Annotated in this window: 17 protein-coding genes and 1 other RNA gene; 11 read left to right on the top strand and 7 right to left on the bottom strand. The window is 43.8% G+C overall.

All coding sequences use genetic code 11. The features are described from left to right. Positions 1 to 81: 81 nt before the first annotated feature. Both GGD38_RS04570 and GGD38_RS04565 read left to right on the top strand, forming a co-directional pair. Positions 82 to 2,649: a sodium/solute symporter gene (locus GGD38_RS04570; protein ID WP_375299201.1), complete on the top strand. Its 2,568-nt coding sequence runs from the start codon at positions 82 to 84 to the stop codon at positions 2,647 to 2,649. Between the two features lie 22 nt (positions 2,650 to 2,671). Further along, positions 2,672 to 2,986 (top strand): hypothetical protein, encoded by a 315-nt coding sequence (locus tag GGD38_RS04565; RefSeq protein ID WP_375299202.1) that lies wholly within the window; start codon positions 2,672 to 2,674, stop codon positions 2,984 to 2,986. Between the two features lie 138 nt (positions 2,987 to 3,124). Here the strand turns inward: GGD38_RS04565 and GGD38_RS04560 are convergent, their stop codons facing one another. Beyond that, the gene (locus GGD38_RS04560; RefSeq protein WP_375299203.1) at positions 3,125 to 3,961 is read right to left on the bottom strand and encodes a hypothetical protein; all 837 of its coding nucleotides are present in this window, start codon (positions 3,959 to 3,961) and stop codon (positions 3,125 to 3,127) included. Positions 3,962 to 4,083: 122 nt separating this feature from the next. Between GGD38_RS04560 and GGD38_RS04555 the strand changes: the two genes are divergently transcribed. Genes GGD38_RS04555 through GGD38_RS04545 form a run of 3 tightly spaced genes read left to right on the top strand, consistent with a single transcriptional unit; the run spans position 4,084 to position 9,914 of the window. Beyond that, on the top strand, positions 4,084 to 5,271 hold the full coding sequence (locus GGD38_RS04555; RefSeq protein ID WP_375299204.1) for a DUF3667 domain-containing protein: 1,188 nt from the start codon (positions 4,084 to 4,086) through the stop codon (positions 5,269 to 5,271). A 15-nt stretch (positions 5,272 to 5,286) separates the two neighbouring features. After that, positions 5,287 to 6,072: a nucleoside triphosphate pyrophosphohydrolase gene (mazG, locus tag GGD38_RS04550; protein WP_375299205.1), complete on the top strand. Its 786-nt coding sequence runs from the start codon at positions 5,287 to 5,289 to the stop codon at positions 6,070 to 6,072. After that, complete coding sequence (locus tag GGD38_RS04545; protein WP_375299206.1) at positions 6,069 to 9,914, top strand: PAS domain-containing sensor histidine kinase; 3,846 nt, start codon at positions 6,069 to 6,071, stop codon at positions 9,912 to 9,914. The genes mazG and GGD38_RS04545 overlap by 4 nt, the downstream gene beginning before the upstream one ends. Before the next feature lie 138 nt (positions 9,915 to 10,052). Here GGD38_RS04545 and GGD38_RS04540 read toward each other — a convergent pair whose 3' ends face one another. The 5 genes from GGD38_RS04540 to rplU form a co-directional block, all read right to left on the bottom strand. Further along, a complete protein-coding gene (locus GGD38_RS04540) occupies positions 10,053 to 11,729 on the bottom strand; it encodes a helix-hairpin-helix domain-containing protein (RefSeq protein ID WP_375299207.1) in 1,677 nt (558 codons plus the stop codon). 257 nt (positions 11,730 to 11,986) lie between these two features. Then, positions 11,987 to 12,337, bottom strand: a complete 351-nt coding sequence (locus GGD38_RS04535; RefSeq protein WP_375299208.1) for a four helix bundle protein — start codon at positions 12,335 to 12,337, stop codon at positions 11,987 to 11,989. 243 nt (positions 12,338 to 12,580) lie between these two features. Next, positions 12,581 to 16,009, bottom strand: a complete 3,429-nt coding sequence (locus tag GGD38_RS04530) for a pyruvate carboxylase (RefSeq protein ID WP_375299209.1) — start codon at positions 16,007 to 16,009, stop codon at positions 12,581 to 12,583. Between the two features lie 742 nt (positions 16,010 to 16,751). Continuing rightward, a complete protein-coding gene (rpmA, locus tag GGD38_RS04525; protein ID WP_375299210.1) occupies positions 16,752 to 17,009 on the bottom strand; it encodes a 50S ribosomal protein L27 in 258 nt (85 codons plus the stop codon). A gap of 163 nt (positions 17,010 to 17,172) precedes the next feature. Further along, positions 17,173 to 17,475 (bottom strand): 50S ribosomal protein L21, encoded by a 303-nt coding sequence (gene rplU, locus GGD38_RS04520; RefSeq protein WP_375299211.1) that lies wholly within the window; start codon positions 17,473 to 17,475, stop codon positions 17,173 to 17,175. A 586-nt stretch (positions 17,476 to 18,061) separates the two neighbouring features. Between rplU and GGD38_RS04515 the strand changes: the two genes are divergently transcribed. The 3 genes from GGD38_RS04515 (at position 18,062) to rseP (ending at position 22,339) form a co-directional block, all read left to right on the top strand. Further along, a complete protein-coding gene (locus tag GGD38_RS04515; RefSeq protein WP_375299212.1) occupies positions 18,062 to 19,555 on the top strand; it encodes a GH3 auxin-responsive promoter family protein in 1,494 nt (497 codons plus the stop codon). 56 nt (positions 19,556 to 19,611) lie between these two features. Then, on the top strand, positions 19,612 to 20,781 hold the full coding sequence (locus GGD38_RS04510) for a 1-deoxy-D-xylulose-5-phosphate reductoisomerase (RefSeq protein WP_375299213.1): 1,170 nt from the start codon (positions 19,612 to 19,614) through the stop codon (positions 20,779 to 20,781). 199 nt (positions 20,782 to 20,980) lie between these two features. Then, positions 20,981 to 22,339: an RIP metalloprotease RseP gene (gene rseP, locus GGD38_RS04505; protein WP_375299214.1), complete on the top strand. Its 1,359-nt coding sequence runs from the start codon at positions 20,981 to 20,983 to the stop codon at positions 22,337 to 22,339. Between the two features lie 61 nt (positions 22,340 to 22,400). On the opposite strand, the gene GGD38_RS04500 is transcribed toward rseP, so the two are convergent. After that, a complete protein-coding gene (locus GGD38_RS04500; protein WP_375299215.1) occupies positions 22,401 to 23,036 on the bottom strand; it encodes a DUF6266 family protein in 636 nt (211 codons plus the stop codon). A 269-nt stretch (positions 23,037 to 23,305) separates the two neighbouring features. On the opposite strand from GGD38_RS04500, the gene ssrA reads away from it, so the two are divergent. From ssrA to GGD38_RS04485, 3 genes are all read left to right on the top strand, one after another. Next, positions 23,306 to 23,677, top strand: a transfer-messenger RNA (tmRNA) gene (gene ssrA / locus GGD38_RS04495). Between the two features lie 406 nt (positions 23,678 to 24,083). Next, entirely contained in the window at positions 24,084 to 24,662 is a 579-nt protein-coding gene (locus GGD38_RS04490; protein ID WP_375299216.1) for a TetR/AcrR family transcriptional regulator, read from the top strand. A gap of 50 nt (positions 24,663 to 24,712) precedes the next feature. After that, positions 24,713 to 25,489 carry an SDR family oxidoreductase gene (locus GGD38_RS04485; protein WP_375299217.1) on the top strand — a complete coding sequence of 259 codons (777 nt, stop codon included), beginning with the start codon at positions 24,713 to 24,715 and terminating at the stop codon, positions 25,487 to 25,489. Positions 25,490 to 25,747: the final 258 nt, after the last annotated feature.

Genomic DNA, 25,747 nt, shown 5'->3' with positions numbered 1-25,747 from the left:
TAGCGAGGCTCGCGAATGCTCAGTTTTCCGAAGGTTCGGAGGCTCACTCACCACTCACCATTCACGTAACGAAAATGCAATATGAAAAAAGGATTTCTCTATCTATATATATTCCTGCTAAGCATAACCAGCTTCGGCAACGACTCCACCAAACCCTACCTAAACTGGTCGCAGCTGCCGGCCATACCCGATGAAACAGGATTTGCCGGTTCATTTGCAGGCGTATCGAATGGCGCCCTGCTGGTAGCCGGTGGTTCAAACTTTGGTAAAGGCGGCACACCCTGGAATGGTGGTGCTAAAAGCTGGTACGATAAAATATTTGTACTGGAGCAGGCCAATGGCCAATGGAAAGAAGCGGGTAAGTTACCACATCCGCTTGCTTATGGTGTATCATGCACCTGGCAGGATGGAGTGATCATTGCGGGGGGCAGTGATGCTACGCAACATTATAGCGATGTATTGATGCTGCGTTATAAGAACGGGAAAATTGAAACAGAAAAACTTCCTTCATTACCAACGCCTATTGCCAATTCGTGTGGCATTGTCATCGGTTCTAAGCTATATATTGCGGGTGGAATAAGATCACCCACCGCACCCCAGGCAGAGAAGAACTTCTGGGTGCTTGATCTGGCGCAACCTGCCACCCAACGTGCATGGGTATCACCCGGCGCATGGCCTGGTGAAGGCCGAATGTTTGCAGTAGCCGGCACACAGGAAGGCGCTTTCTATTTAATAAGTGGCGCTGCTATTTCAAAACAGCCTGGCGATAGCGCAGTGCATAGAACATTTTTAAAAGATGCTTATAAATATACCGCCGGTAAAGGCTGGGCGCGTATTGCCGATCTACCACAATCAGTAGCAGCGGCGCCATCACCTGCATTTACAACAGGGCAAACGCATTTGCTGGTGTTGGGTGGCGATAATGGTAAATACTTCGATCAGAATGCCACGCTACAACAAAAACATCCTGGCTTTTCACCCGAAGTATTAATGTACAACTCTATAACAGATTCATGGAGCACAATAGGTAAATTGATAACCGAAAAACTGGCAGATGCAGCTGGCAACCCCAATGCCAGTACCTGGGCGCCGGTTACCACTACCAGTGTTGTCTGGAACGGTAACCTGGTGTTGCCAGGAGGCGAAGTACGTCCTGGTACCCGCACCAACCGCGTATTGATGGCAACACCGGTGCAACCGCCGGGCGGCTTTCGTATACTCGACTGGACCATTGTAGGCATTTACTTCTTATTGGTAATAGCCATCAGCGTTATAGTATCGCGCAACATGCAACGTACTACCAGCGGCTTCTTTTTGGGCGGAGGTAAAATTCCCTGGTGGGCTGCGGGCCTTAGTATCTTCGGTTCTAAACTAAGTGCTTTAACTTTTATCGCTATTCCTGCCAAAGCATATGCCACCGATTGGGTGTATCTTCTCAACAACGTAATGATCGTTGTAGTAGCACCAATAGTAGTGTATTTCTATCTGCCTTATTTCCGCAAACTAAAGCTGACCAGTGTATATGAATACTTAAACATCCGGTTCAACCGCAATGTAAAATGGCTGGGCAGTTTAACCTTTGTACTGTTTCAGGTAAGCCGTTTAGGTATTGTTATTTATTTACCCGCACTGGTATTAAGTGCTGTTACCGGTATAGATATCTTTCTTTGTATCATTGGCACCAGTGTTATCACTACTGCGTATAGCGTATCGGGTGGTATTGAAGCCGTAGTATGGACAGAAGTAATGCAGGTAGGCGTGTTGTTGGGCGGTGCATTGGCAACCTTGTTCTTTATTGCCAACTCCATGAATGGCGGTTTTGGGCAATTGTATTCCGAAGCCATGGCGCACGATAAATTTCGGCTGGCCATTTTAGACTGGACCATTACCGAACCGGTATTATGGGTAGTGTTTGTTGGCGGGTTCTTAACACAACTGGTAACTTACTCAAGCGATCAGGTTGTGGTGCAACGTTACCTTACAACTTCTACTGAACAGGAGGCCAAAAAATCAATTTACACCAACGCCATACTGGTAATACCGGCATCGCTTATCTTCTTTAGCGTGGGTACAGCTTTATGGGTTTATTACAAACATCATCCGGCGGCACTGAATCCACATGGCCGTACCGACGATGTGTTTCCGTGGTATATAAGTAATCAATTGCCATCGGGTTTGGCGGGGCTGGTAATTGCCGGGTTGTTTGCTGCAACCATGTCAACCATCAGCAGCAGTATGAATTCTATCGCCACTGTAATTACTACCGATTTTTATACCAGTGTAAAACCTGCAAGCAGCGATAAACAGCGTTTTGTATTTGCCCGCTGGACCACCGTATTGTTGGGCGCCCTTGGTTGTTTAATTGCTATTTACATGGTATACCTGCGCAACGCTTCTATCTGGGACCAGTACATAAAGATCATCGGTTTGTTTGGTGGTTGCCTGGCTGGTATGTTTGTGGCAGGTATTTTCTTCCCACGCATTCACAGCGTGGGTATCATTACCGGGTTTATTGTGAGTGCTGTTTGTTTGTACTTTATACAGGCGGCCGGCATCATCAATTTCTTTTTGTACCCCGCAGCAGCGGTGCTTATATGTGTGCTGGTAGCATACATTACCAGTATACTGGTGAAGCCCCAAAATAAATAATACATTTATTCGTATATGTATTATGGCAGACTACGCACATATCGATAGCAAAGAGAAGGCGCAACGCGCATACGCAAATAAAGAACTGGTAAAGCTACATTTAATGCCGCTCGATTGGGGTGGTGAAGATGTGGCGCTGAATATTATATATATTCCTGAATTTGTAGTGGAGCAAAAAGCAGCAATAGATGGAATGATAGAAAGTTTTCTTACCGCCGGTTTAAGTATCACTTATTCCTGCCGGCCCCAATATAAAGGCAACAGCTTTATTCCCGGCTCGCTTGTTATTAGCTATAGCGGCGATATGGAAGATACCCGAACGATAGAGATATGGTAATTGAATAGGCTAGTGGTAAATAGCGAGTGGCGAGTAGGTCTCCTACTCGCCACTCGCTATATTTCAGACATCTCTATATTTAAATTTCCATCTCTCTGGCTGTTCCCACTAGCCATTCACCAATAACCACTAGCCTGTTTAAAATTTATAACTATACTCGATTTTACCAATAAGCATCTTATTCTTACTATAACACTCATCTTTTACTTTCAGTCCTTTTTCATCATACCTGTAGATCCACTTTTGGTAATCGGCGCCGCCGGCGGTGGTTACCAGCATCATGGCCGTACGGCCGGCATCATCATATTCGAAAATATAATCAGGTAATAATCTTTTAGCGCGGGTGTTATATCTCACCACATCGGTTAAGCGGTTTTTATCATCGTAGTAATAATAAAAAACCGATTGCTCACTGCCGTCATGAACACTTCTTTCTTCACCAATATTTCCTTTTTCATCGAGCTTAAAGCTCACCACCGTGGTATCGGTTGTGTTCTTTACTTTCAGCATCCTTTCGGGTTTACCGGTTTTGTTATAAAACCACAGGTGTTGCTCCCGGGTACTGTAACCACCAGGCGAAAACGACATATTAGTAATACCAGCTATTTGATTGTTGGCATCATAGCTATATTGAATGATCACCTTGTTGCCATCGGTGGTATCTATACTTTGTGTCAACTGTCCCTTGTCGTTAAAATAGTGGGTGATCTCATCCTTACCGCTAAGGCTATTTGAAGTTTCGGTAGTGATGGTGGCAAAGTTACCCGCTACAGCCTGTGCACTGTTAAACCCCTCAATGAGTTGGTTATTACCATCGAAGCTGGTCATTTTTACGGTTTTCACTTTATTGGCCTGGTAAACTGCTCTTTTTTTAGCAATTTCTCCAGTCATCACCAGGTCATTATAGTAGTGTTGACTATATGCCGTATGAGCAATAAAACTAATAACTATGGATAACCCCAAGATTTTGGTCATATTATAAACAGCTTATTTTTTTAGCGCTTTAGTAACGAATAATTTGATCCAATAATACAACCTAACAGTGAATTTTTCGATAAAATAACCTGTTTCCTTATTTTTAGTTAAAATTTACTGCTTTGTCACATAGTAAAGAACGTCACGAGAAAATCTGCCTGAATTGTAATGCAAATGTGGTTGGACGCTACTGTCATGTGTGTGGTCAGGAAAATATTGAGCCAAAAGAAACAGTATGGAGTCTGATCAGTCACTTTTTTTACGACATTACCCACTTTGATGGTAAGTTCTTCAGCACCACTAAATTCCTTATTACCCGTCCCGGATTTTTACCCAAAGAATACATTGAAGGCCGGCGCGCCCGTTACCTTCACCCCATACGGATGTACGTTTTCTCCTCGGCCCTGTTTTTTATATTTTTTTATTCCTTATTCCATATTCCTGTGAATGACGGCGGCGAGAAGGATAGAATATTAATTAAAAAAGCCAAACAGGCAAAGTCCATCATTGATTCGGCCCGCCGGGATGCAATGTTAAAAGCTACAGGTAGTCAGGATTCAGCTATTATTGACCGGGCTTTTGGTATTGCTGCTTTACCCTACGTTAAAACAATAGATTCTATAAACGATTGGGAGGTGAGGACCGATACCGCAGGTACTACCGAAAAGTTCAAGGCAAAGTACATGAGAAAAAGGGAGAAGCGCATGGCGACAGAGGATGTCGAAGAAGATTATAATATCAATATTGTTGGGGGCGATAGAAAATATACTTCTATTCAGCAATACGATTCGGTACAAAAGGCCCTGCCAAAAAACGAACGCGATAATTGGCTGGAACGCCTCATCAGACACCGCGAAATAGAACTGAACAAGCGGTATGAGGGCAATCCAAAGGCCATGGTGAAAGACCTGATCGAAAAATTCATACATACTTTCCCTTACCTGCTGTTTGTATCGCTGCCCCTGTACGCCTGGTATTTAAGGTTATTGTACCGGAAACAAAAACTGCAGTTCCCGTACGTTACACACGGAATATTTTTAATATACCTGTATATCTTTACCTTCATTGATCTAACGTTGTATTTTATTTTAAACAAAGTACACGAATCGATGGACTGGGGCTGGATGGCCTGGATAGAAACAGCGGTATTGTTATATGGCGTATATTATGCCTATAAGGCCATGCGTAAGTTTTATGGGCAGAAGAGGGGAAAAACAATCCTTAAATTCATAATACTGAACTTCTGCGCCTTCTGGTCCATCATTTTGCTTTTTACAGTGTTCTTTTTATTTGCAGCGTTTAAATTTTAACAAATTTGGTGATATATGGCACAACAACAAGCGGTGGCGGATGCATTCATTCGCCTGGTTGGTATTATGGACGATCTGCGGGAAAAATGTCCCTGGGATAAAAAACAAACAGAGCAAACCTTACGGCCTTTAACTATTGAAGAAACGTACGAACTGGCCGATGCCATTACCGATAAAGACTGGAAGGGGATAAAGGAAGAACTGGGCGACCTGATGTTGCATTTGGTGTTTTATGCTAAAATAGGCGCTGAACAACAGCAGTTTACCCTCGAAGAGGCCATTCATGGCGTTTGTGAGAAACTGATCCACCGTCACCCGCATATTTATGGCGATGTGGTGGTGAACAATGAAGAAGATGTAAAGCAGAACTGGGAAAAGCTAAAGCTAAAAGAAGGAAAGAAATCGGTGCTGAGCGGCGTGCCCGTATCATTACCAGCCGTTGTAAAAGCCACCCGCCTGCAGGAAAAAGCCAAACAGGTTGGCTTTGAATGGGACAACCGCGAACAGGTTTGGGATAAAGTAACTGAAGAAACCCAGGAACTGCATGAAGCGGTGGCTGCCAATGAGCCCGATAAAATAGAGGAGGAGTTCGGCGACCTTATGTTTTCACTGATCAATTATGCACGATTTTTGCAGATAGATGCCGAGAACGCACTCGAAAGAACGAATAAGAAGTTTATTTCCCGGTTTACTCGTATGGAACAGGCGGCATCACAACAGGGTAAACTCCTGGCCGATATAACCCTGCAGGAAATGGATGACATCTGGAACGAGATAAAAAAACAAAACCCCGATACTTGAAGAATTTGCAGCACAAATTATTGAACAGGTATACCTATACATTGTTGGCTGCCATAAGCCTGTTCACCTTTGCTTATATTTTGAATAAGTACGTTACCAATGTTACCTCACCACGGTATTTTGCACGCCTTATTCAAAACAGAATTCAGAAGCTGGAGAAAGACTTTCAACAAACCACCAGCGATACAACCTTAATGGGTTCGCTCGTTGATCAAACATATAGTGAACCTACGCTGCAAAAATTGCTCGATAATAGAAAAGGGTATGGGTTATACATCTATGATGAAACCGATATGTCGATAGATGTATCGCCGGCCCTGCTTTTCTGGAATACACAATTAATACACCCCATTAAACAGGTTCCCAACGATACGGCAAACAGCCGTATGGAACGACTGTCGAACGGACTGTATATACGCGAAGACAGTACGCGCAGTAAGCTGGAGCGGTTGTCGAACGGATTGTATGTGCATACCTCGCGGGTTTTATTAATGCGTAATGACCGCCGTCTGGTGGCCGATGCATTGATACCCGTTATGCGCAAATGGCAATTCAATGTAGAGACCGAGAACCTGCAAAAAGAGTTTGTGGGCCTTAAGAATGCCACCCGGCAGGTTGATATTTCAAACACGGTAACCGATTTCCCCGTAAAAAGTGTTACGGGCGAAGTGTTGTTCTACCTGCAGCAAAATACCATGTATGGCCGGCCGCATAATATCTGGGTGATCTTTTTTGTTATAGCCGGTTTTTCTTTTCTCTTTCTATTCCTGCACCAGCTGGCCGACTACATTTGCCGCACGCAGGGTAATTGGTATGGCTTTGCTTTATTGGCTGGTACAGTAGGCGCCATGCGATTGATCGTGTATGGTTTTCCCGATATACTGGCGTTGCGCCAGTTTGAATTGTTCGACCCCGCTATTTATGGTTCCAGTTATGTGTTAAGCTCCCTGGGCGACCTGCTCATTAATGCCCTGTTGCTATGCTGGATCATTATTTTTATAAACCGGCGTATAAATATCTCGGCTATACGCCAGTATGCCGAGCCCTGGCAAAACTGGCTGGTGCTTACAGCTTCTATAGGTGTTCTGGTGATCATCACCTTTATGTATGCCGGCATTTTGCAAACCATGGTATCTGATGCCAAGATCTCTTTTAACGTTACCAACTTCTTTAGTTTAATAGCCTCACCATATAGTTTTGTTGGGTTTGTGGTGCTGGCCACGCTGGCGCTTAGCTATTTCTTCATGTCGCAGATACTACTTACTGTGGCGGGGAAAATGGTAGGCGACCGCAATTATTTTATGTTCATTATTGCCGCTGCGGCCGGGTTAATGATCCTGACCTTCACAGGCAATAATAGCATAGTAGAATTGAACCTGTATGTATTGCCCTGGCTGCTGGCGTTTATGTGGTTGATGCAACAACGCATTTTTGCGGGGTTGAACTTCAGGTTGAATGTATCGGAAGTGCTGTTCTGGTTATTTGTTTTCTCTTTATCTATGTCGGCCGTTATCATTTTTGAGAACGGTAAAATTGAACTGCTCGACCGTAAACGTTTTGCCGAAAAGCTGGCACTACAAGCAGACCCTACCAGTGAGCACCTGCTGAGTGTTGACCTTGCTTATATCGACAGCAATTTTGTGGTGCATAATATGGACCGGTTAAGCAATTCGAAATTAAACGGCATCCTAAAAGACAGCATTGTACGAAAAAGCATTCAGCTCAACTATAAATATAACATCAGGATCTTCACGTTCGACTCCACCGATACGCCGTTGTATAATGAAGAGCAGGCTTCGTACGATACGTTAAATACCATCTTTCAGATCCAGGGTAAAAAAACAGCTATCCCGGGCATGCGCTTTTATGAACAGTCATTCGACAGGTTCTCTTACATCTTTAAACGGGAGGCCCGCATCGGAAAACAAAAGCTGGGTTCATTATTTGTACTGGCCGATCCCCGGCGAAATAAGAATGAGGCACTCACGCCGGAGTTGTTCAGGCAAAACAGTGTTTTACTGCCCGAGCAGTATTCCTCGGTATATTCATATGCCATTTACGATAGTACGCGTAACCTTATACAGAATTATAACGATTACGCTTTTCCCACCCATTTGGCCAACTGGCTTATACCAACAAACGAATTTGAACGCCGCCGTAATGAGAGTTTTGAAGAATTATGGTACCGGCCTTCGTCAGATAAGGTAGTGATCATTGCCCGCAAGCGCAATTCGTTCATTGAAGCTATTACGTTGTTCGCTTATTTGTTCAGCACCTTCCTGTTTCTGCTGGCCTTTTACCGGGTAAGCTCAATGATCATCCGCAGCCGTTTTCACTGGCCGGTATTGAAACAGTATATGCAATTAAGCATCAGGTCGCAGATACATAGTACCATTCTTATGGTGAGTTTGTTGTCGTTCGTTGTAATAGGGGTGGCAACCATTCTGTTCTTTATAAACCGGTATCAGCGTAATAACCAGGACAGGCTTACCCGCGCCATGCAGATCATGGTGAACCAGGTACAGGCGCATATAAACCAAAATCATCCATCAGGTTCCGATTCATTGTTTTACGAACCGGTGTTCAATGAGCGCATGGAACAGTTGATACATGAGATTTCTGAAGTACATGGTATGGATGTGAACCTGTACGACACAATAGGCGATTTAAGGGTACTCAGCAACCCGGATATGAATATTTATAGAAGCGGTGTATTAAGTACAAAAATGAACCCGCTGGCTTATTATAGATTGTACAACCTGCAACAGGTGCAAACGGTTACCAATGAACAGGTGGGCCGGCTCGATTACCTGAGTGTTTATTCTCCAATAAGGGATGAACGCGGTCATGCCGTTGCATTCTTAAATATACCATCGTATACCACACAAACGGAGTTGAAGCAGGAGATCTCGAACTTCGTTGTAACTGTTATCAACCTGAACGCATTCATATTTTTAATAGCGGGTGGTATAGCATTGTTGATCACAAACCGCATCACCAAATCGTTTACCATCATTAGCCAGAAGATGCGGGAAGTAGGCCTGCGAAAAATGAATGAAGCCATTGAATGGAAACGCGATGATGAAATAGGCGTGCTGGTGAAGGAGTATAACAAGATGGTGGAGAAACTCGATGAAAGTGCCGAAGCATTGGCTAAGAGCGAGCGTGAGGGCGCCTGGCGGCAAATGGCCCGGCAGGTAGCGCATGAGATCAAGAACCCGCTTACGCCCATGAAGCTAAGCATTCAGTATTTGCAAAAAGCCATTGATAATAATTCAACCGATGTTAAAAAGCTTACTACCAGTGTGGCCCGTACGCTGGTTGAGCAAATAGATCACCTGTCGAAAATAGCTTCCGACTTTTCGCAATTTGCCAATATTGGTAATCCCAAGAACGAGGTGTTCGATTTGCATGAAATGCTGCAATCGCTGGCATCGCTGTACAATACCGGCGGCAACCTCGATTTTGAATGGAAACCGGTTGATAACAAAGTGCTGTTGTTTGCCGACCGTACCCAATTGAACCGCCTGTTCACCAACCTGCTGCAAAATGCGGTGGAAGCCTGCGCTAACCGCGACCAGCGCATTATACGAATGAATGAACAGTTGAATGGGGAGTTTATTACGGTAAGTGTAACAGATAATGGCGAGGGTATACCCGAACAAACACAGTCGCGCATTTTTACGCCAAACTTTACTACTAAAACATCAGGAACGGGGCTTGGCCTGGCAATGAGTAAAGGTATTGTTGAACAGGCTAAAGGGGAGATTTGGTTTGTGACCAAGGAAGGGGTTGGTACTACGTTCTATGTGAAAATCCCTTTGTTGAGAGTTAGCTCTTAGTTTTAAGTTTTTAGTTCACAGTTTACAAATAAAGCTCAAAGTGCGTAGCACTTTGAGCTTTATAATGTTTAGAATTGATAGGTTATTAAAAAGTAGGGTTACTCGAATATAAAAAACTAAGATCTGTGAACTTGTTTTCTATATTCCTCTGGCTTTTCTTCTATCAGCCAGGTAAGTTTCAAACTCAATCAAACTGAAACTACTTAAGTTCTGCTGTTTCGTTAATCCACCTTTTTGTGCAGCCAATACGCCATAACGGCAATCGTAACCCTCAATGGAGTGCGCATCGGGGTCAATGGAAATAAGTACACCTTTTTCAATGGCATAGTCAATCCAACGCCAGTCCATATCAAGGCGGCGGGGGTGCGCATTCAGTTCAATCACCACCTTGTTTTCCAAACAGGCGTCAATAACACTCACATGGTCAACCGGGTAACCAGGGCGGCTTAACAACAGGCGGCCTGTCATATGACCCAATATAGTAGTATGGGGGTTACGAATGGCATTCAGTAACCGCATCATGGCTTTTTCTTCGGTCATTTTCAGGTTAGAGTGTACCGAGGCTATTACCAGATCGAAGGTAGAGAGCACGTTGTTGCTATAATCGAGGGCGCCATCGCCTAAAATATCACATTCAATACTTTTAAATATTTTAAATGGCTTTAGCTTTTCATTCAGCTCGTCGATGTAGCGATGTTGTTCGCGAATACGTTCTTCGGTGAGGCCATTGGCATATGCCGCGCTTTTACTGTGATCGCTTATAACCAGGTATTCATAACCCTGATCAATACAGGCTTTTGCCATTTCTTCCACCGTATGCACGCCATCGCTCCATTGGCTGTGGCTGTGAATAATACCCTTTATGTCGCCAGGTTGTATCAGGTTAACCGGATTGTTCTTTACCGTAGTAAGCACCTTTGCCTTTTCTCGCAGGGCGGGGGCAATGGCTGGTAATTGCAATGCGGTGAATATCTCTTCTTCCGATTGATAGGCGGCGCCACTGTTCCAACCAGGCAAAGCTGCACAGGCAGTAACAAACTCTTCACTGCCACTGGTTTGAAAAAGAACGGAATAGAATGATTCGGGTGTAGCGCGATAGAATTTCAACAATACATTCTCGGGGCCCATTACGCTAAAAATATCTTCCAGTGTTTCCTGTGTAGTGTAATTGTTGGCGCCCAGGAAAGCAAGCAATTCGGTATCGGTGGCTGTTGTTACCCATTCTAACCGGTCAATGATCTCAATCTGGCGTCTGAACTGGCCCGTAAGAGCAAACAGTTTATCGGGGAATTGCTTTTTCAGGGTTGCGTCAATTACCACTGCATAGGCTTCTGTTTCAGCGTACAGGTGGCTGCCCTGGTTCTTCATATAAAATTCAATGGACTCCTGTACGTTCTGTTGTGTTTTTTGTCCGAACCCTTTGTATAATAACAAACGGTTCTCATTACAGGCGTACAACAGTTCCCCAACCGATTCAACGCCTATTTCTTTCCAAATGGTGGCTATTTTTTTAGGGCCCAGTCCTTTTATGTTCATCATCTCCAGCACACCGGGCGGGGTTTTGGATACTATTTCTTCAAGGGCGCCCAGTTTACCGGTGCGGAGTATTTCAATTACTTTTTTGGCAACGGAATCGCCAATGCCTTTTACCGTTACCAGTTTATCTTCAGGCATTTCTGCCAGTGGTGTGGTTACTTTTTCAATAGCAAAGGCAGCGCTGGAATAGGTACGCGCCCTGAACGAATTTTCCCCATGCATTTCCATCAGTTTGGCCAGCAGGGAAAATTGGTCGGCAATGAAGTAGTTGTCGATCATAGTTGGTGATTCTTATTAGAACTGGGGGCTAAATTAAGGAAATAGTGGTGAGTTGTGAGTGGTGAGTGGATTCCCGGATTTCCAGGACCCTGATAATTTGCGGGCTTTGGCCTATAGCTGGTGAGTTGTGAGTGGTGAGTGAATCTCCGAGTTTTCAAAATGCCGAGCATTCGTGAACCTCGCTTTGTTCAGCGTGCTAAAATATAGCGAGGCCACTCACCACTGACCACTCACCACTGACCACTCACCGCTCACCATCAGCCTATCATACCACTTAATATTTTAAAGTTTTTCACAATGAGTCCCCCTAACAGTTTAAGTTCGTCTGGAGATAAATATGATAATTTATGAGCAATGCCAATGGCGCTGTCAATTTCGATAACTGAACCTCTGGCCATCTCATAATACCGGCTCCTTTCTCTTTTCGATTTCCTAGAACAACCTTCCGAAACATTCAGATGCACTGATAAGGCTGCTCTTCTTATTTGTTGAACCATCGAAAACCTTTCGTCAACGGGAAATGTTTTGGTTATTCTATAACATTCCAGAACCAGTTCCTGCGAAAATCGGAATACATCCAATTTTGTATGGGCAAGTTGTAAAAACATATGATTGGTTTAAGGTTAATGTGTGAGTTGTAAGTGGTGAGTGGTGAGTGGATTTCCGAATTCCCAGGAACTCTGATAATTTGCGGGCTTCGTCCTATAGCTGATGAGTTGTGAGTAGGTTTCCGAATTTTCAAAGAAACCGACTATTCGCGAGCCTCGCATTTGTTTAGAAAGCCAAAAAAATCGCGAGCCCACTCACCATTCACCACTCACCATTCACCACTCACCATTGACCACTCACCATCAGAATTCAATCACTAAATCATCTTGTTCAACGAACACTCCCTCTATAAGAGCCACATTCCTAACCTCCCCCTCACCAGGAGCTACAATGGTCGATTCCATCTTCATGGCCTCAATTACAAACAGGGGCGTGTTCTTTTGCACTTTGTCGCCGGCCTTTACCAGTATTTTTGAAAGCTTGCCCTGCAGCGGTGCGCCAATTTCATTGGCGGCGCTTACTTTGCGATGTGAGGGCTTTGTTGATGTAAAGCTTCTGTCCTTTACAAAAATGGAACGGGTTTGTCCGTTCAGTTTAAAAATTATTTGTTTATAACCATTCTCATCAACCCCGCTCATATGCAGGAATTTTATCAAAATGCTTTTGCCGGGCGCCAGCTCTATCAGCGTTTCTTCGTTTGGCTTCAGCCCATAAAAGAAAACAGGGGAGGGCACATAATACACTTCGCCAAACGTGCTTTTAAATTGATGGTACTCATCAAACACCTTGGGGTAAAAAAGGGATGACAGCAGATCGAGCTGTGTATATTGTTTGCCATATTTGGCTTCAAACTTTTCCCAGGCGGCAGGGAGGTTCAGCGGTTGTAAATGCGCGTTGGGCCTGTCGGTAAACGGCTTTTCGTTTTTGAGGATCACTTTTTGTAAGGCTTCGGGAAACCCGCCCGGGGTTTGACCAAGATCGCCCCGGAACAACCCAATTACCGAATCGGGGAATGAAATGCTTTCGCCTTTTTCAAAAATATCCTGTTCGGTATAGTCGTTGGCCGTCATAAACAGCGCCATATCGCCCACTACTTTCGATGAAGGCGTTACTTTTACAATATCGCCAAACAGTTTATTCACTACCACATAGTTCTTCTTGATATTCGTGAACTGATCTTCCAGCCCAAGCGAACGCGCCTGCGGGCGCAGGTTACTGTATTGTCCGCCCGGTATTTCATGATCAAACACTTCGGCAGTGCCCGCCTTTAATTGCGATTCGAATGGATAATAAATTTCCCGTACATCTTCCCAGTAATTCGATAGCTCATTCAGCTTATGCAGGTTTATGGGTAATTCGCGCGGGTGGCCCTTCATCATGGCCACAATGCTATTGAAATTGGGTTGGGAGGTAAGGCCGCTCATGGATGCCAGTGCTACGTCAATAACGTCAACACCGGCCTCTATGGCTTTTAAATAAGTGGCTGCCTGTATAGAGGAGGTATCGTGTGTATGCAGGTGAATGGGAATGTTGATCGATTTCTTTAACTCACTAACCAGTATGCCGGCCTGCATGGGTTTTAATAATCCGGCCATATCTTTTATTGCAAGAATATGTGCGCCCGCATCTTCAAGGCGTTTGGCCAGGTCGAGATAGTATTGCAGGTTGAACTTGTGATTGCGGTGCGGATCAAGGAAGTCGCCGGTATAACAAATACAGGCTTCGGCAAGGCCGCCTGTTCTTTCCCGAACGGCATTAATACTTACCTGCATACCCTCCAGCCAGTTGAGCGAGTCGAAAATGCGAAAGATATCGATGCCGTTCTTCCAGCTTTCTTCAATAAATGTTTCTACCAGGTTATCGGGGTAGGCAGTATAGCCTACTGCGTTAGACCCGCGAATAAGCATCTGGAACAAAATATTGGGTATGCGTTCACGCATCAGCTGCAATCGCTGCCAGGGGCATTCATGTAAAAAGCGCAGGGCTACGTCGAAGGTGGCGCCACCCCACATTTCAAGGGAGAATATTTCCGGGTGGTTCTTAGCTACCGTTTCAGCTACCTTCAACATATCGGTGGTGCGTACCCGCGTTGCCAGCAGCGACTGATGCGCATCGCGAAAGGTAGTATCGGTATATTGAATGCGGCCGTTGTTTTTCAGCCAGTCAATGAATTTATCGCGACCCAGCTCGGTAAGCCGGTCTTTGGAGCCTTTGGTAATTTCCTGTTGCACGGCGTCGGGCACAACGGGTGTGCGAAAGGTTATGTTTGGATTGATCTCTGCTATATAGGGATTACCGTTCACAATGATCTCGGCCAGGTATTGCAGGGCCTTGGTGCCCCGGTCCATGCGTGGTTCAAAATGAAACAGCTCGGCATGATTGTCTATAAAGTCAACGGTGGCAAGGCCATTTTGAAAGGTAGTATGTTGTAAAACGTTTTCAAGAAAAGGGATGTTGGTCTTTACACCACGAATACGAAACTCCTTTAATGTACGTACCAGTCTATCGCAGGTTTCGGCAAGGTTACGCCCGCTGGCAGTGATCTTAACCAGTAATGAATCAAAGAAGGGGGAAATGCTAACGCCGGGGTAGGAGCTTCCTTCATCTAACCGTATACCCGGGCCGCCGGCATTGCGATAGGCTATAAGAGTGCCGAAATCGGGTTTGAAATTATTGGAAGGGTCTTCTGTTGTTACCCGGCATTGAATGGCAACGCCGGAGATCTGTAACTGCTCCTGCGATTTAATATTGATGGGAGCGTCGGTAAGCGCATAGCCTTGTGCTACCAGCAGCTGGCTTTTTACAATGTCGATGCCGGTTATTTCTTCTGTTACGGTATGTTCAACCTGTATGCGAGGGTTCACTTCAATAAAATAGATGTTCTCGGCTTTATCAACCAAAAATTCAACCGTGCCCGCGTTGTTATAGCTTACCTGTTTGCAAATGCGAATGGCATACTCGTGTAGTTTTTGCCGGGTTTCGTGTTTTAAAGAAATGGCAGGCGCTACTTCAACTACTTTTTGAAAGCGGCGTTGAACAGAGCAATCGCGTTCGAACAGGTGAATGATATTGCCATGATGATCGCCCAGTATTTGCACTTCAATATGTTTGGGCGATTCAATAAACTTTTCAAAGAACACGGTATCGTTGCCAAATGCTGTTTTGGCTTCATTACGGGCCTCCAGAACCGTTTTTTCAAGATCTTCCTCATTGCGTACCACCCGCATGCCTCTGCCACCACCGCCGGCTGCAGCTTTAATGATGATGGGGTAACCAATACGGCGTGCTTCCTGTAATGCAATGTGGGGCGATTGAATATTGGCCTTACTGTCTTCTATCATTGGCACACCGGCTTGTTTGGCTACTTTCTTGGCGGCAATTTTATCGCCCAGTTGCTCCATTATGTAAGCAGTGGGGCCAACAAAGGCAATCTTTTCTTCGGCACATCGCTGGGCAAAGCGGGCGTTTTCTGACAGGAAACCATAACCGGGGTGAATGGCATCTGCCTTTTCGCGTTTGGCAACGCGAATGATCTCTTCAATATCGAGGTAAGGCTTTAAAGGATCATCATTCTTACCAATTTGGTAGGCTTCATCGGCTTTGTAACGATGCAGTGAATACCGGTCTTCAAAAGTGTAAACGGCAATGGTCTTAATATTTAATTCAGTAGCAGCACGCAGTACCCTGATAGCAATTTCGCCACGGTTGGCAACAAGGATCTTTTTAAACATGACAAGCAGTTGTAGTTTTTTGTTTTTTATTTCGAGAAATCAATTAGCAATAAGCAATGGGCAATAGGCAAAGTCAATAGCTTAAGCACCAATGTGCATTTGCCTATTGCTTATTGTCAATTGCCTGGTGGCTACATGTGACTGTAATAACGGTGCCAGGGTGGTTGGAGGTAACAGGGTTTTAGATAGGCTTATCAAAAAAAATCAGAGATGGGAATGCTATGAATGCGGATGTAAAAGTAAGGCATCAATGGCAATCGGCAATCGTGAATTGATAACATGCCAACTATGCGGTATAATTAGTTAATAGTAGCCCGGGTAACATGTTGCGTTTGTTATGACGGCTTGTAATGCAGTGTGGGAGCGGGTTTCAGCAGATTGGTAAAGTAAGGGTGTTAAAGATGCAGGATTGGTGCTGCGTTGAGGTGTTAAGTAGGTAAGGTTAGGCGTTTGGTATAGCTATAATTAAAAAGTCCTCCCGAAACCGGAAGGACTTGATATTTTTTGCTTTCCAAGAAGCCGAAGTTATTTCTTCTTTGCAGCTTTCTTTTTCTTTGGAGCAGCTTTCTTTACAGCTTTCTTAGCGGCTTTCTTTGCAGCTTTTTTCTTAGTTGCCATGTTTTTGTGAATTTAACGGTTAGTAAAAAATAGAATTTAACTGATGTAAAAATAAAAACTAATTTCAAACCGCCAAAACTTTTTTCACTTTTTGTGAAAAAAAATCACTATACACTTAACATGCTTATGCAACCGTAGCTACGCTGATGATCGTTTTATCACCTTTGGTCTTTCTGAATTCAACAACGCCATCAGTTAAAGCAAAGATGGTGTAGTCTCTTCCGATACCAACATTTTTTCCGGGATGATACACAGTACCGCGTTGACGAACGATGATGTTACCTGCAATAGCAGACTGACCACCGTAGATTTTAACGCCAAGGCGTTTGCTCTGTGAGTCGCGACCGTTCTTTACACTGCCTTCCCCTTTTTTATGTGCCATGGTAGATTGTTTGAAAAATGTTTTAGAATAATACTTTATTTGAAATCACAAATCTCAAATCTCAAGCTCCAAATAAAATTCAAAAGTCAAATATCAAATCCCGGTTTAACCAATTCACAACTTGTCTGAATTTGGATCTTGGGATTTGTGATTTGGAATTTTATTATGCGATAGCCGTTACTTTGATCTTAGTGTAGTGTGTGCGATGACCGTGCTTCTTGCGGAAACCTTTTCTTCTTTTCATTTTAAAAGCGATTACTTTATCGCCTTGTACCTGGTCGAGGATCTCAGCCTTTACAGCACCTTTTACTGCACTGCCTACTGACAGTTTACCTGAATCATCTAACAGGAGAATTTCTGAAAATTCCACTTTGTCTCCGGCTTTGCCGTCCACACGCGGTACAAATAAAGTTTGGTCCTTTTGAACCTTAAATTGTTGTCCGGCGATTTTAACTATTGCAAACATAGGTTTCCAAAATTAGGAGTGCAAAGGTAAGGGTTTGAAGTAGATTAAGAAGTCTTTAACGGCATTTTTTTTACAATTTCACCCTAAAAATGCCCGATTTTTAGGCAAAATAATGAGAAATGTTGATTGTGAAGTATTTATAATAGTAGCCACATTCGCCAATGATGGTGCCTATATATAATATAAGAGGCTGGTGCCGGTTAACGGGCTCCGGTTGCCTGGTTTGCGGCGCTCAGGGGTTTCAGGTTACAGGTTTCAGGTTACACGGTTCGCGGCGGCCCCCTCCCCAGCCCTCCCCCAACGGGGGAGGGAGAATATATCACGGCCAGTTACTGGTAACCTGGCCTACATCAGTGAATTAAAAACTGAGAACTAAGAACTGGTGCCCGGAAACCGGTAACTTGTAACACACAACTATTTCTACGTAGTTGCCCTTATTCTAATCGTTTTTTAACAGAACGAACTCCGAACAATCACACTTTGAATGAGTTAATAATAGCTTTACAGCATTAAACCTAAATCAGTCTTTGCGCATTTCACTAATTGACGTAGGTTTGTTTTTCCTAACGATGGAATACGGGATTCAATGAAAATAAAATCGTTTCTGGCAAAACCATTTGCCCATTACGTATATAAAGGCATTAAAAAAGGCATGACCACCGCAGTAGCCGACCAGGAAAACATCCTGAAAGAGCTACTCAAAATAGGTAAGGCTACTGAATTTGGTAAAGATCACCATTTACAGGATGTTAATGTGCATGAGGAATATGTTCAGGCCGTACCTGTACGCGACTATGAACAGTTTAAGCCCTATATTGAGAAAATAAAGGAAGGCAAACACAACGTATTGTGGAAAGGCCTGCCTATATACCTGGCTAAAACCTCAGGCACTACCAGTGGTGTAAAGTATATTCCCATTAGTAAAGACAGTATCGATAACCATATAAACACGGCACGCAATGCCCTGTTGTGTTACATTGCCGAATCGGGCAATACCAACTTTACTGAGGGTAAAATGATCTTCTTATCGGGTTCGCCCGAGTTAACGCGCGTTGGTGGTATACCTACAGGCCGTTTAAGCGGTATCGTAAACCATCATGTGCCCAGTTACCTGCGCAGTAATCAATTGCCTTCCTACGAAACCAATTGTATTGAAGAGTGGGAAACCAAACTCGATAAAATTGTTGCCGAGACCATAAATCAGGATATGACGCTTATTAGCGGCATTCCACCATGGACGCAAATGTATTTCGATCGCCTTATTGAGAAGAGTGGTAAAAAGATCAAAGATCTGTTTCCTAACTTCTCGGTACTGGTGCATGGCGGCGTAAACTTTGAGCCTTATAAGAACAAGCTGATGGAAAGCATTGGTGGTAAAATAGCCACTATTGAAACATTCCCTGCTTCGGAAGGCTTTATGGCATTTCAGGATTCACAGGATGCCGAAGGTTTATTGCTGAACACCAACAGCGGAATATTCTTTGAGTTTATTCCTGCCGGTGAAATATTCAATGCCAACCCAACCCGTTTATCGTTGAAAGATGTGAAGGTAGGCGAGAACTACGCTTTGATCATTAACAATAATGCCGGTTTGTGGGGTTATAATATTGGCGATACGGTTAAGTTTGTTTCAACCAACCCATACAGGCTGGTAGTAACAGGCCGCATCAAACATTTTATTTCGGCATTTGGCGAACACGTAATAGGCGAGGAGGTAGAGCATAGTCTTATTAAAGCGGCCGAAGAAGAAGGAGTGCATATTACCGAGTTTACCGTAGCGCCCATGATAAACCAGGGAAAAGGCAAATCATACCACGAATGGTTTATTGAGTTTGAGAACAAACCCAATAACCTCGAACGTTTTGCTGAGAAGGTTGACATAAACCTGCGCAAAAAGAACATTTATTACAACGACCTCATTACAGGAAATATATTGTTACCATTGCATATTCGCCCGGTTAAAAAGAATGGGTTCATTGATTATATGAAGTCCATTGGTAAATTAGGCGGTCAAAATAAAGTGCCCCGGTTAAGCAATGACCGTAATATAGCATCGGCACTTGAAAAATATGTAGAGTAGTTTTAACGTTAAGGCTGTCTGATTAAGCTTACTTAACAAATTATTGAAACCGGAACATGTCGAACAGTTTTCCAAACAGGCGTATAGCAATATTTGGCTCAACAGGCTCAATTGGCTGTCAGGCGTTGGAAGTGATAGCCGCCAATCCCGATAAATTTACTGCTGAAGTACTCACTGCTTTCAGTAATGAGGAGTTATTGATAAAGCAGGCATTGCAGTTCAACCCCAATATTGTTGTCATTGGCGATGATAGAAAATATCCCATTGTAAAAGAAGCTTTATCACACACCGATGTAAAAGTATTTGCAGGCGAGAAAGCCCTGGAAGATGTGGCTGGCATGGATTGTTACGACATGATGCTGGCTGCCATTGTAGGGTTTGCCGGCTTACGCCCTACGCTATGCGCGCTGGAAGCCGGTAAAGCCATTGCGCTTGCCAATAAAGAAACGTTGGTAGTGGCTGGCGATATCGTAATGCAAAAGGCCATCGAAAAACGTGTGCCTGTTATTCCCGTAGATTCAGAACATTCAGCAATATTCCAGTGTCTTGTAGGCGAAACCCGCAACAAGATCGAGAAAGTTATATTAACTGCCAGTGGCGGGCCTTTCCTTGGAAAAAAGCCCAATTACCTGGTGAATGTAAAGCGCGATCATGCGCTGCAACATCCCAACTGGCAAATGGGCGCCAAGATCACCATTGACTCAGCCACCCTTATGAACAAAGGACTTGAGATGATTGAGGCCAAATGGTTGTTCGACCTGGCGCCCGATCAGGTACAGGTACTTGTTCACCCCCAAAGTATTATACATAGCCTTGTACAGTTTGAAGATGGCAGCATTAAAGCCCAAATGGGTTTGCCCGATATGAAACTGCCTATTCAGTATGCCTTGGCTTTTCCGCACCGTATACCCAACCAGTTTCCCCGGTATAATTTTAGAACGCCCAGCCAGCTTACATTTGAGGAACCCGATACCAAAACCTTCCGCAATTTGGTACTGGCTACTGAAGCCCTGTTTAAGGGTGGAAACCAGCCATGTGTGTTAAACGCGGCCAATGAAATTGCCGTATTTGCATTTTTGCGTAATCGGGTTGGCTTTTTAGATATGACCGACCTCATAGAGCGTACCCTGCAACACGTGCCGTTTATTGAGAAACCCACGTTGGAGGAATATTTTGAAAGCGATGGGGAGGCCCGTAACTTCGCTGCCTCGCTGCTTAAACTCTAGGCAAAAGCTAAAAGCTGAAAGCCAAAAGCTGCAATCAATTTTTTGGCAAAATGTATTTGCTTTAAGCTTTAGGCTTTGACCTTTAGGCTGTCTTTCGGTTAATAATTCCGGAAATTTTGTGAGCGGTTAACCGAATTGCGGGATTATTCGATATTTTGAGCGTATTTTAAAATAAACACACCGCGTATTTAGCGTTAATATGATCACATTGTTAGCAATAGATTGGGCAGTAGTAGGTATAAAAGCCGGACAATTAATATTATGCTTATCCATACTTGTTGTACTACATGAGATGGGCCACTTTCTGCCCGCCAAATGGTTTAAATGTAGGGTTGAAAAATTTTATCTGTTCTTCGATCCCTGGTTCTCCATTGCAAAAAAGAAGATTGGCGATACCGTATATGGTATCGGCTGGCTGCCGTTGGGTGGTTATGTAAAGATCTCGGGCATGATAGATGAAAGCATGGATAAGGATGCAATGAAATTACCACCCCAGCCCTGGGAGTTCCGCAGTAAGAAACCCTGGCAACGCCTTATCATTATGATAGGTGGGGTTACGGTAAACCTTATACTAGGCTTCTTTTTATTTGCCATGATCCTTTGGCATTGGGGCGAAGAATACCTGCCTGCAAAAAATGCCACCTATGGCGTTTATGTAGATAGCCTGGGTAAAAGCATTGGTTTGCGCGATGGCGATAAAATTGTTGCGGTAAATGGCAAAGAGGTAGAGAACTTCAGCCGCCTGAGCACCGATATTATCTTAAACGAAGCCAAAACCATTCAGGTTACACGTAATGGGCAGAATTTAGATATACCAGTACCGGAAGGTACCATCAGTCAGCTTATTAAACGTAAAGGTGATCCGCTGGCTTATCCTAAATTCCCGGCTGTGGTTGATAGTGTGAATAAGGATGCCAAATTCACTTCGGGCAGTTTGCAAAAAGACGATCAGATCATTGGCCTGAATGGTATGCCTGTAGGCTCTTTCTTTGAGTTGAGCGATCTTAAAAAGAATATGAAGAACCAGGAAGTAGCTTTAACCGTGTTGCGTAATAAAGCAGATACGGCACTGGTTAAAGTAAAACTCGATGGTAATGCAAGCATTGGTTTCTTCTTCCGTCAGCCCCAAAAATTCCTCACATTCGCAGTAAAGAAATACAACTTCTTTGAATCATTACCTGCAGGCGTGGCCAAAGGCTGGAGCATGCTGGTGATGAACGTTCAAAACTTCAAACTGCTGTTTACCAGCAAGGAAGTAAAAGCAAGCGAATCGCTCGGAAGCTTTTTAACCATTGGTAACATGTTTGGTGCCGAGTGGGATTGGGAGCGTTTTTGGTCAATGACCGCGCTGTTGAGCATTGTGCTGGCGTTTATGAACATTTTACCAATACCAGCCCTCGATGGCGGCCACGTATTGTTCACGTTGTATGAGATCATTACCGGTCGCAAACCAAGTGATAAATTCATGGAGTATGCGCAAATGGCGGGTATGATCTTATTGCTGGGTGTAATGGCTTATGCACTGGGCCTCGACTTCTGGCGATATTTATTCAAGTAGAAATAAAGAATAGAATTTATAGCATAACCCCGCAATAGCGGGGTTATTTTTTGCCTGTTACTCACTCTATAAATATGGGTCCCAGGTATAAGCTGTTCGACCGGGTTAGCCTGTTGGCCGAAACAAATGCTATATACACGTGAAGCGTTCTGTTTAAACCCCGCTGCACATTTACTGTATCGCTGCCATTCATGCGCAACTGGCCGGCTAATCTGGTGTACGCATACCCACCTTCAATATCATAGGCAAGGAGCATCACCTGATCGTACCTGTTAGCAAATTCAATATCATTGGCATCCCAGGTAAACTGAAGTTCTTTATTTGTATTCAGCGTAACATTTATATGCTGCGGCAAAGACAATTCACCGAAGCTAACTTTCACTAATGCCGGGTTGATGGTTAATTCGGGCGCACTACCTTCAAAAGCATTCTTTAATAAGTAAGATTTGGCGGCAATAAACCCCTCTATGGTATCGGAATAGCCTTTAAATCCTTCCCGCACAAATTCTGTTACCGGCTTAAGCCAGGCATGGGCCATGGCCCATTTTTTACGATTGGCCATCTCTTTTGGGGTTGGCGGTACGGTGCGTTCGCCGGGGGCCGACTTTACATATGGTTTTCCTTTCCAGGAAGAGATAACGAGGTTGCCCACTTTACCGTTGATTGGCCCCAGCGAGCCGAATTGAATACGTCCCATAGCAGTGAGTTTTTGTTAACTAAATATAGTATTTAAATTATATTCAAGAAAATATCAAACTATGACAGTAATCAGGGAAAACAAACACCAAACAAAGGAAATATTCTTGTGTAGTCTTTGTTTGGTCTTTGTTAGGTCTTAGTTTGGTCTTTGTTAGAATATATTTAAAAGGCAGGGGAAAGTAAGGCAGACACCGTGATATGTTATTGAAAAACCGGGAAATAGCATTAATTTTGCCAGTTCTCAGCTGTTTTAACATCAACTGAAATGGGGGTGTATGGTTTTGACAGCGTAGATCTTTGAAGGTGTAAGCATGTCGTGCGTTGGATAATTAGCACGTAAATCTGAATATTCAAAACACAAATGGCAACAATACGTATGCCATGGCTGCCTAATCAGTGATTAAGTAGTCATTAGGGCCGCCGGGCAGGTTGTTCTGTTACCACGCCCCGCCGCCGACTTAAAAACAAAACAGGATGCTGCGACTGTAGGCTGTGCCGGTTGCTTAAGACTATTCAGCTAAGGAAGTAATTGGTGTGTCCGGTTCCTGCTACTTCCCGACAAATAATGCCGGAATAAACATGTAGAAAGCTTTTGGAGAATATGTTTGGACACCGGTTCGAATCCGGTCACCTCCACACTTTATTAAGCCGCTGACAATCAGCGGCTTTTTTGTTTATAGCTCACCGGACGATCGAATCATTTCAAGCAAAGGCTGAATATTGATACATTACTTTCATTCACTTTTGTTACGGAATGCATTAGCTTATTAGATAGCTTAATAATGAAAAGTGAGGTGGGTCGATTTAGCCGGACAGTTAAGTCTCTTAGTTAATAAATATGCTCCAGTAGTAGAACTCATGTTATCAGATCAGATTTCAACGGCTATCGGCTTGATTTCAACTGTGTATACAGGTTGTTCTTAGGGTGAAAATGTGTTTTCCAACAGCCACATTTGCTTTTATTTAAGAGTAGCTCACTTAAGGTTATAAAAATTCATGAGTTAATTTGAAACGATTGTTTCAAAATGTTTATCTTTGTACTGATATGGCCAGAAATGTTGAATTTAACGAAGCAGTTGCGATCCAGAAAGCAATGGAAGTTTTTTGGAAGAAGGGGTATAACGGCACTTCGCTCCGTGACCTAACCGATGCCATGCAGATTAACAGCAGCAGCCTTTACAATACCATCGGTGATAAGCACGAACTTTTTGTACGTTGTGTGCAGCATTATACCGACCTGCGAAAACTGGATTGGGAAAAGCGCCTGAAAAGTAAAAAGTCACCGCTTGCTATCTTGGTAGACTATATCCATGAAGCGGTGGGTATTATAATAAATGGTAAAGACAGTTGTATGGCCGTTAAAAGCGCATTTGAAGTGGCTACCAATGACCAGCGCGTAAAACAAATCCTTGTGGCCGACGATCAGCGATCATATCAATTTTTGCATGACCTGATCAGCAAGGCAATGGATCAAGGTGAGATACGTGCCGAAGAGGATCCCGCATTGCTTGCCGATTACTTTAACAGCACCTGGACGGGTTGGTATGAAAGCTATATCCTTCACAAAGACCCAATGAAGATCAGGCGTATGGCAGAGTATTTTATTAAACAATTATCAAAATAAATTTTTTAACCTTTTCTGAAACATTTGTTTCAGAATAATTCTTCTAAAACATGACAACACAAAATTTAAAAGGTAAAATAGCATTAGTAACTGGCGGCACCAAAGGGATCGGCAAAGCCATAGCCGATGAATTGGCGAATGCAGGTGCGCACGTCATTGTCAGTGCGAGAACAAAACCGCAAGAAACCCCACATCATTTTATTGCAGCGGACCTTACCAATGCCGGTGATGTAACCCAGCTTGCCAAAGAAATTGAAGATACTTTAGGAGGTATTGATATCCTGATCAATAATGTAGGTGGGCTGACTACGCCGGGTGGTGGGCACAGTACACTAAGCGATGCGCATTGGCAGCAGGAATTAGACCTGAACCTCATTTCTGCCATTCGCCTAGACAGGACCTTGCTGCCAAAAATGATAGAAAAGCAAAGCGGTGTAATCATCCACATTTCTTCGGTCGCTGGAAAACAAGCATTATGGAACCTGAATTTAGCTTACGCCGTCTCCAAAGCGGCGCTGAACAGTTACAGTAAAGCGTTGGCCACCGAGCTGGCCAGTAAGGGAGTGCGCGTATTAACCGTAGCGCCTGGCGCGACCAAAACAGGTCCCATGGTAAAATTCGTGGAAGATTATGCCGCCTCTGCTGGTATAAGCCCAGAGGAAGGCATGAAACAATTGATGGCGCAGATCGGCGGCATTCCAATGGGCCGGATGGCAGAGCCGATAGAAGTTGCCCAGCTTGTCCATTTCCTGGTTTCACCTTCTGCCGCTTACCTTACCGGAACTATCTACGCCATAGATGGCGGATCTTTGCCGGTTGTCAATTAAACGTAAAAGTGAATATTGCTTTGTACGAAAGCCTTTAAGTGATTAGGTCTTGTGCTGTAGAGCTGTTCAAGATTCATAATGTTTATGCTGAACAAGTTGTTTTAAGCATATTTAATTGATTGAATAAAAGACAAAAAAGAGAATAGGGGTTCGATTGAACTCCGGTCACCTCCACTAAATTGCAAAACCCGCTCTGGTAGCGGGTTTTTGCGTTTAAGGAAAACAGATTGTTCTTTCCAAGATGTTTTATGTCTTTGG

It is taken from the genome of Niastella sp. OAS944, assembly GCA_024809215.1.
In the GTDB taxonomy this organism is placed as follows: Bacteria; Bacteroidota; Bacteroidia; order Chitinophagales; family Chitinophagaceae; genus Niastella.
The sequence above is the reverse complement of the archived record's forward strand: the minus strand, read 5'-3'. Positions and strand labels throughout refer to the sequence as shown.

Excerpts from the sequence above, each read along its gene's own strand:
- GGD38_RS04490 (WP_375299216.1), top strand. The coding sequence starts at position 24,084 with ATGGCCAGAAATGTTGAATTTAACGAAGCAGTTGCGATCCAGAAAGCA.
- rseP (WP_375299214.1), top strand. The coding sequence starts at position 20,981 with ATGATCACATTGTTAGCAATAGATTGGGCAGTAGTAGGTATAAAAGCC.
- GGD38_RS04535 (WP_375299208.1), bottom strand. The coding sequence starts at position 12,337 with ATGTTTTTACAACTTGCCCATACAAAATTGGATGTATTCCGATTTTCG.
- GGD38_RS04500 (WP_375299215.1), bottom strand. The coding sequence starts at position 23,036 with ATGGGACGTATTCAATTCGGCTCGCTGGGGCCAATCAACGGTAAAGTG.
- mazG (WP_375299205.1), top strand. The coding sequence starts at position 5,287 with ATGGCACAACAACAAGCGGTGGCGGATGCATTCATTCGCCTGGTTGGT.
- rplU (WP_375299211.1), bottom strand. The coding sequence starts at position 17,475 with ATGTTTGCAATAGTTAAAATCGCCGGACAACAATTTAAGGTTCAAAAG.
- GGD38_RS04510 (WP_375299213.1), top strand. The coding sequence starts at position 19,612 with ATGTCGAACAGTTTTCCAAACAGGCGTATAGCAATATTTGGCTCAACA.
- GGD38_RS04560 (WP_375299203.1), bottom strand. The coding sequence starts at position 3,961 with ATGACCAAAATCTTGGGGTTATCCATAGTTATTAGTTTTATTGCTCAT.
- GGD38_RS04565 (WP_375299202.1), top strand. The coding sequence starts at position 2,672 with ATGGCAGACTACGCACATATCGATAGCAAAGAGAAGGCGCAACGCGCA.
- GGD38_RS04485 (WP_375299217.1), top strand. The coding sequence starts at position 24,713 with ATGACAACACAAAATTTAAAAGGTAAAATAGCATTAGTAACTGGCGGC.
- GGD38_RS04530 (WP_375299209.1), bottom strand. The coding sequence starts at position 16,009 with ATGTTTAAAAAGATCCTTGTTGCCAACCGTGGCGAAATTGCTATCAGG.
- GGD38_RS04515 (WP_375299212.1), top strand. The coding sequence starts at position 18,062 with ATGAAAATAAAATCGTTTCTGGCAAAACCATTTGCCCATTACGTATAT.
- GGD38_RS04540 (WP_375299207.1), bottom strand. The coding sequence starts at position 11,729 with ATGATCGACAACTACTTCATTGCCGACCAATTTTCCCTGCTGGCCAAA.
- rpmA (WP_375299210.1), bottom strand. The coding sequence starts at position 17,009 with ATGGCACATAAAAAAGGGGAAGGCAGTGTAAAGAACGGTCGCGACTCA.
- GGD38_RS04570 (WP_375299201.1), top strand. The coding sequence starts at position 82 with ATGAAAAAAGGATTTCTCTATCTATATATATTCCTGCTAAGCATAACC.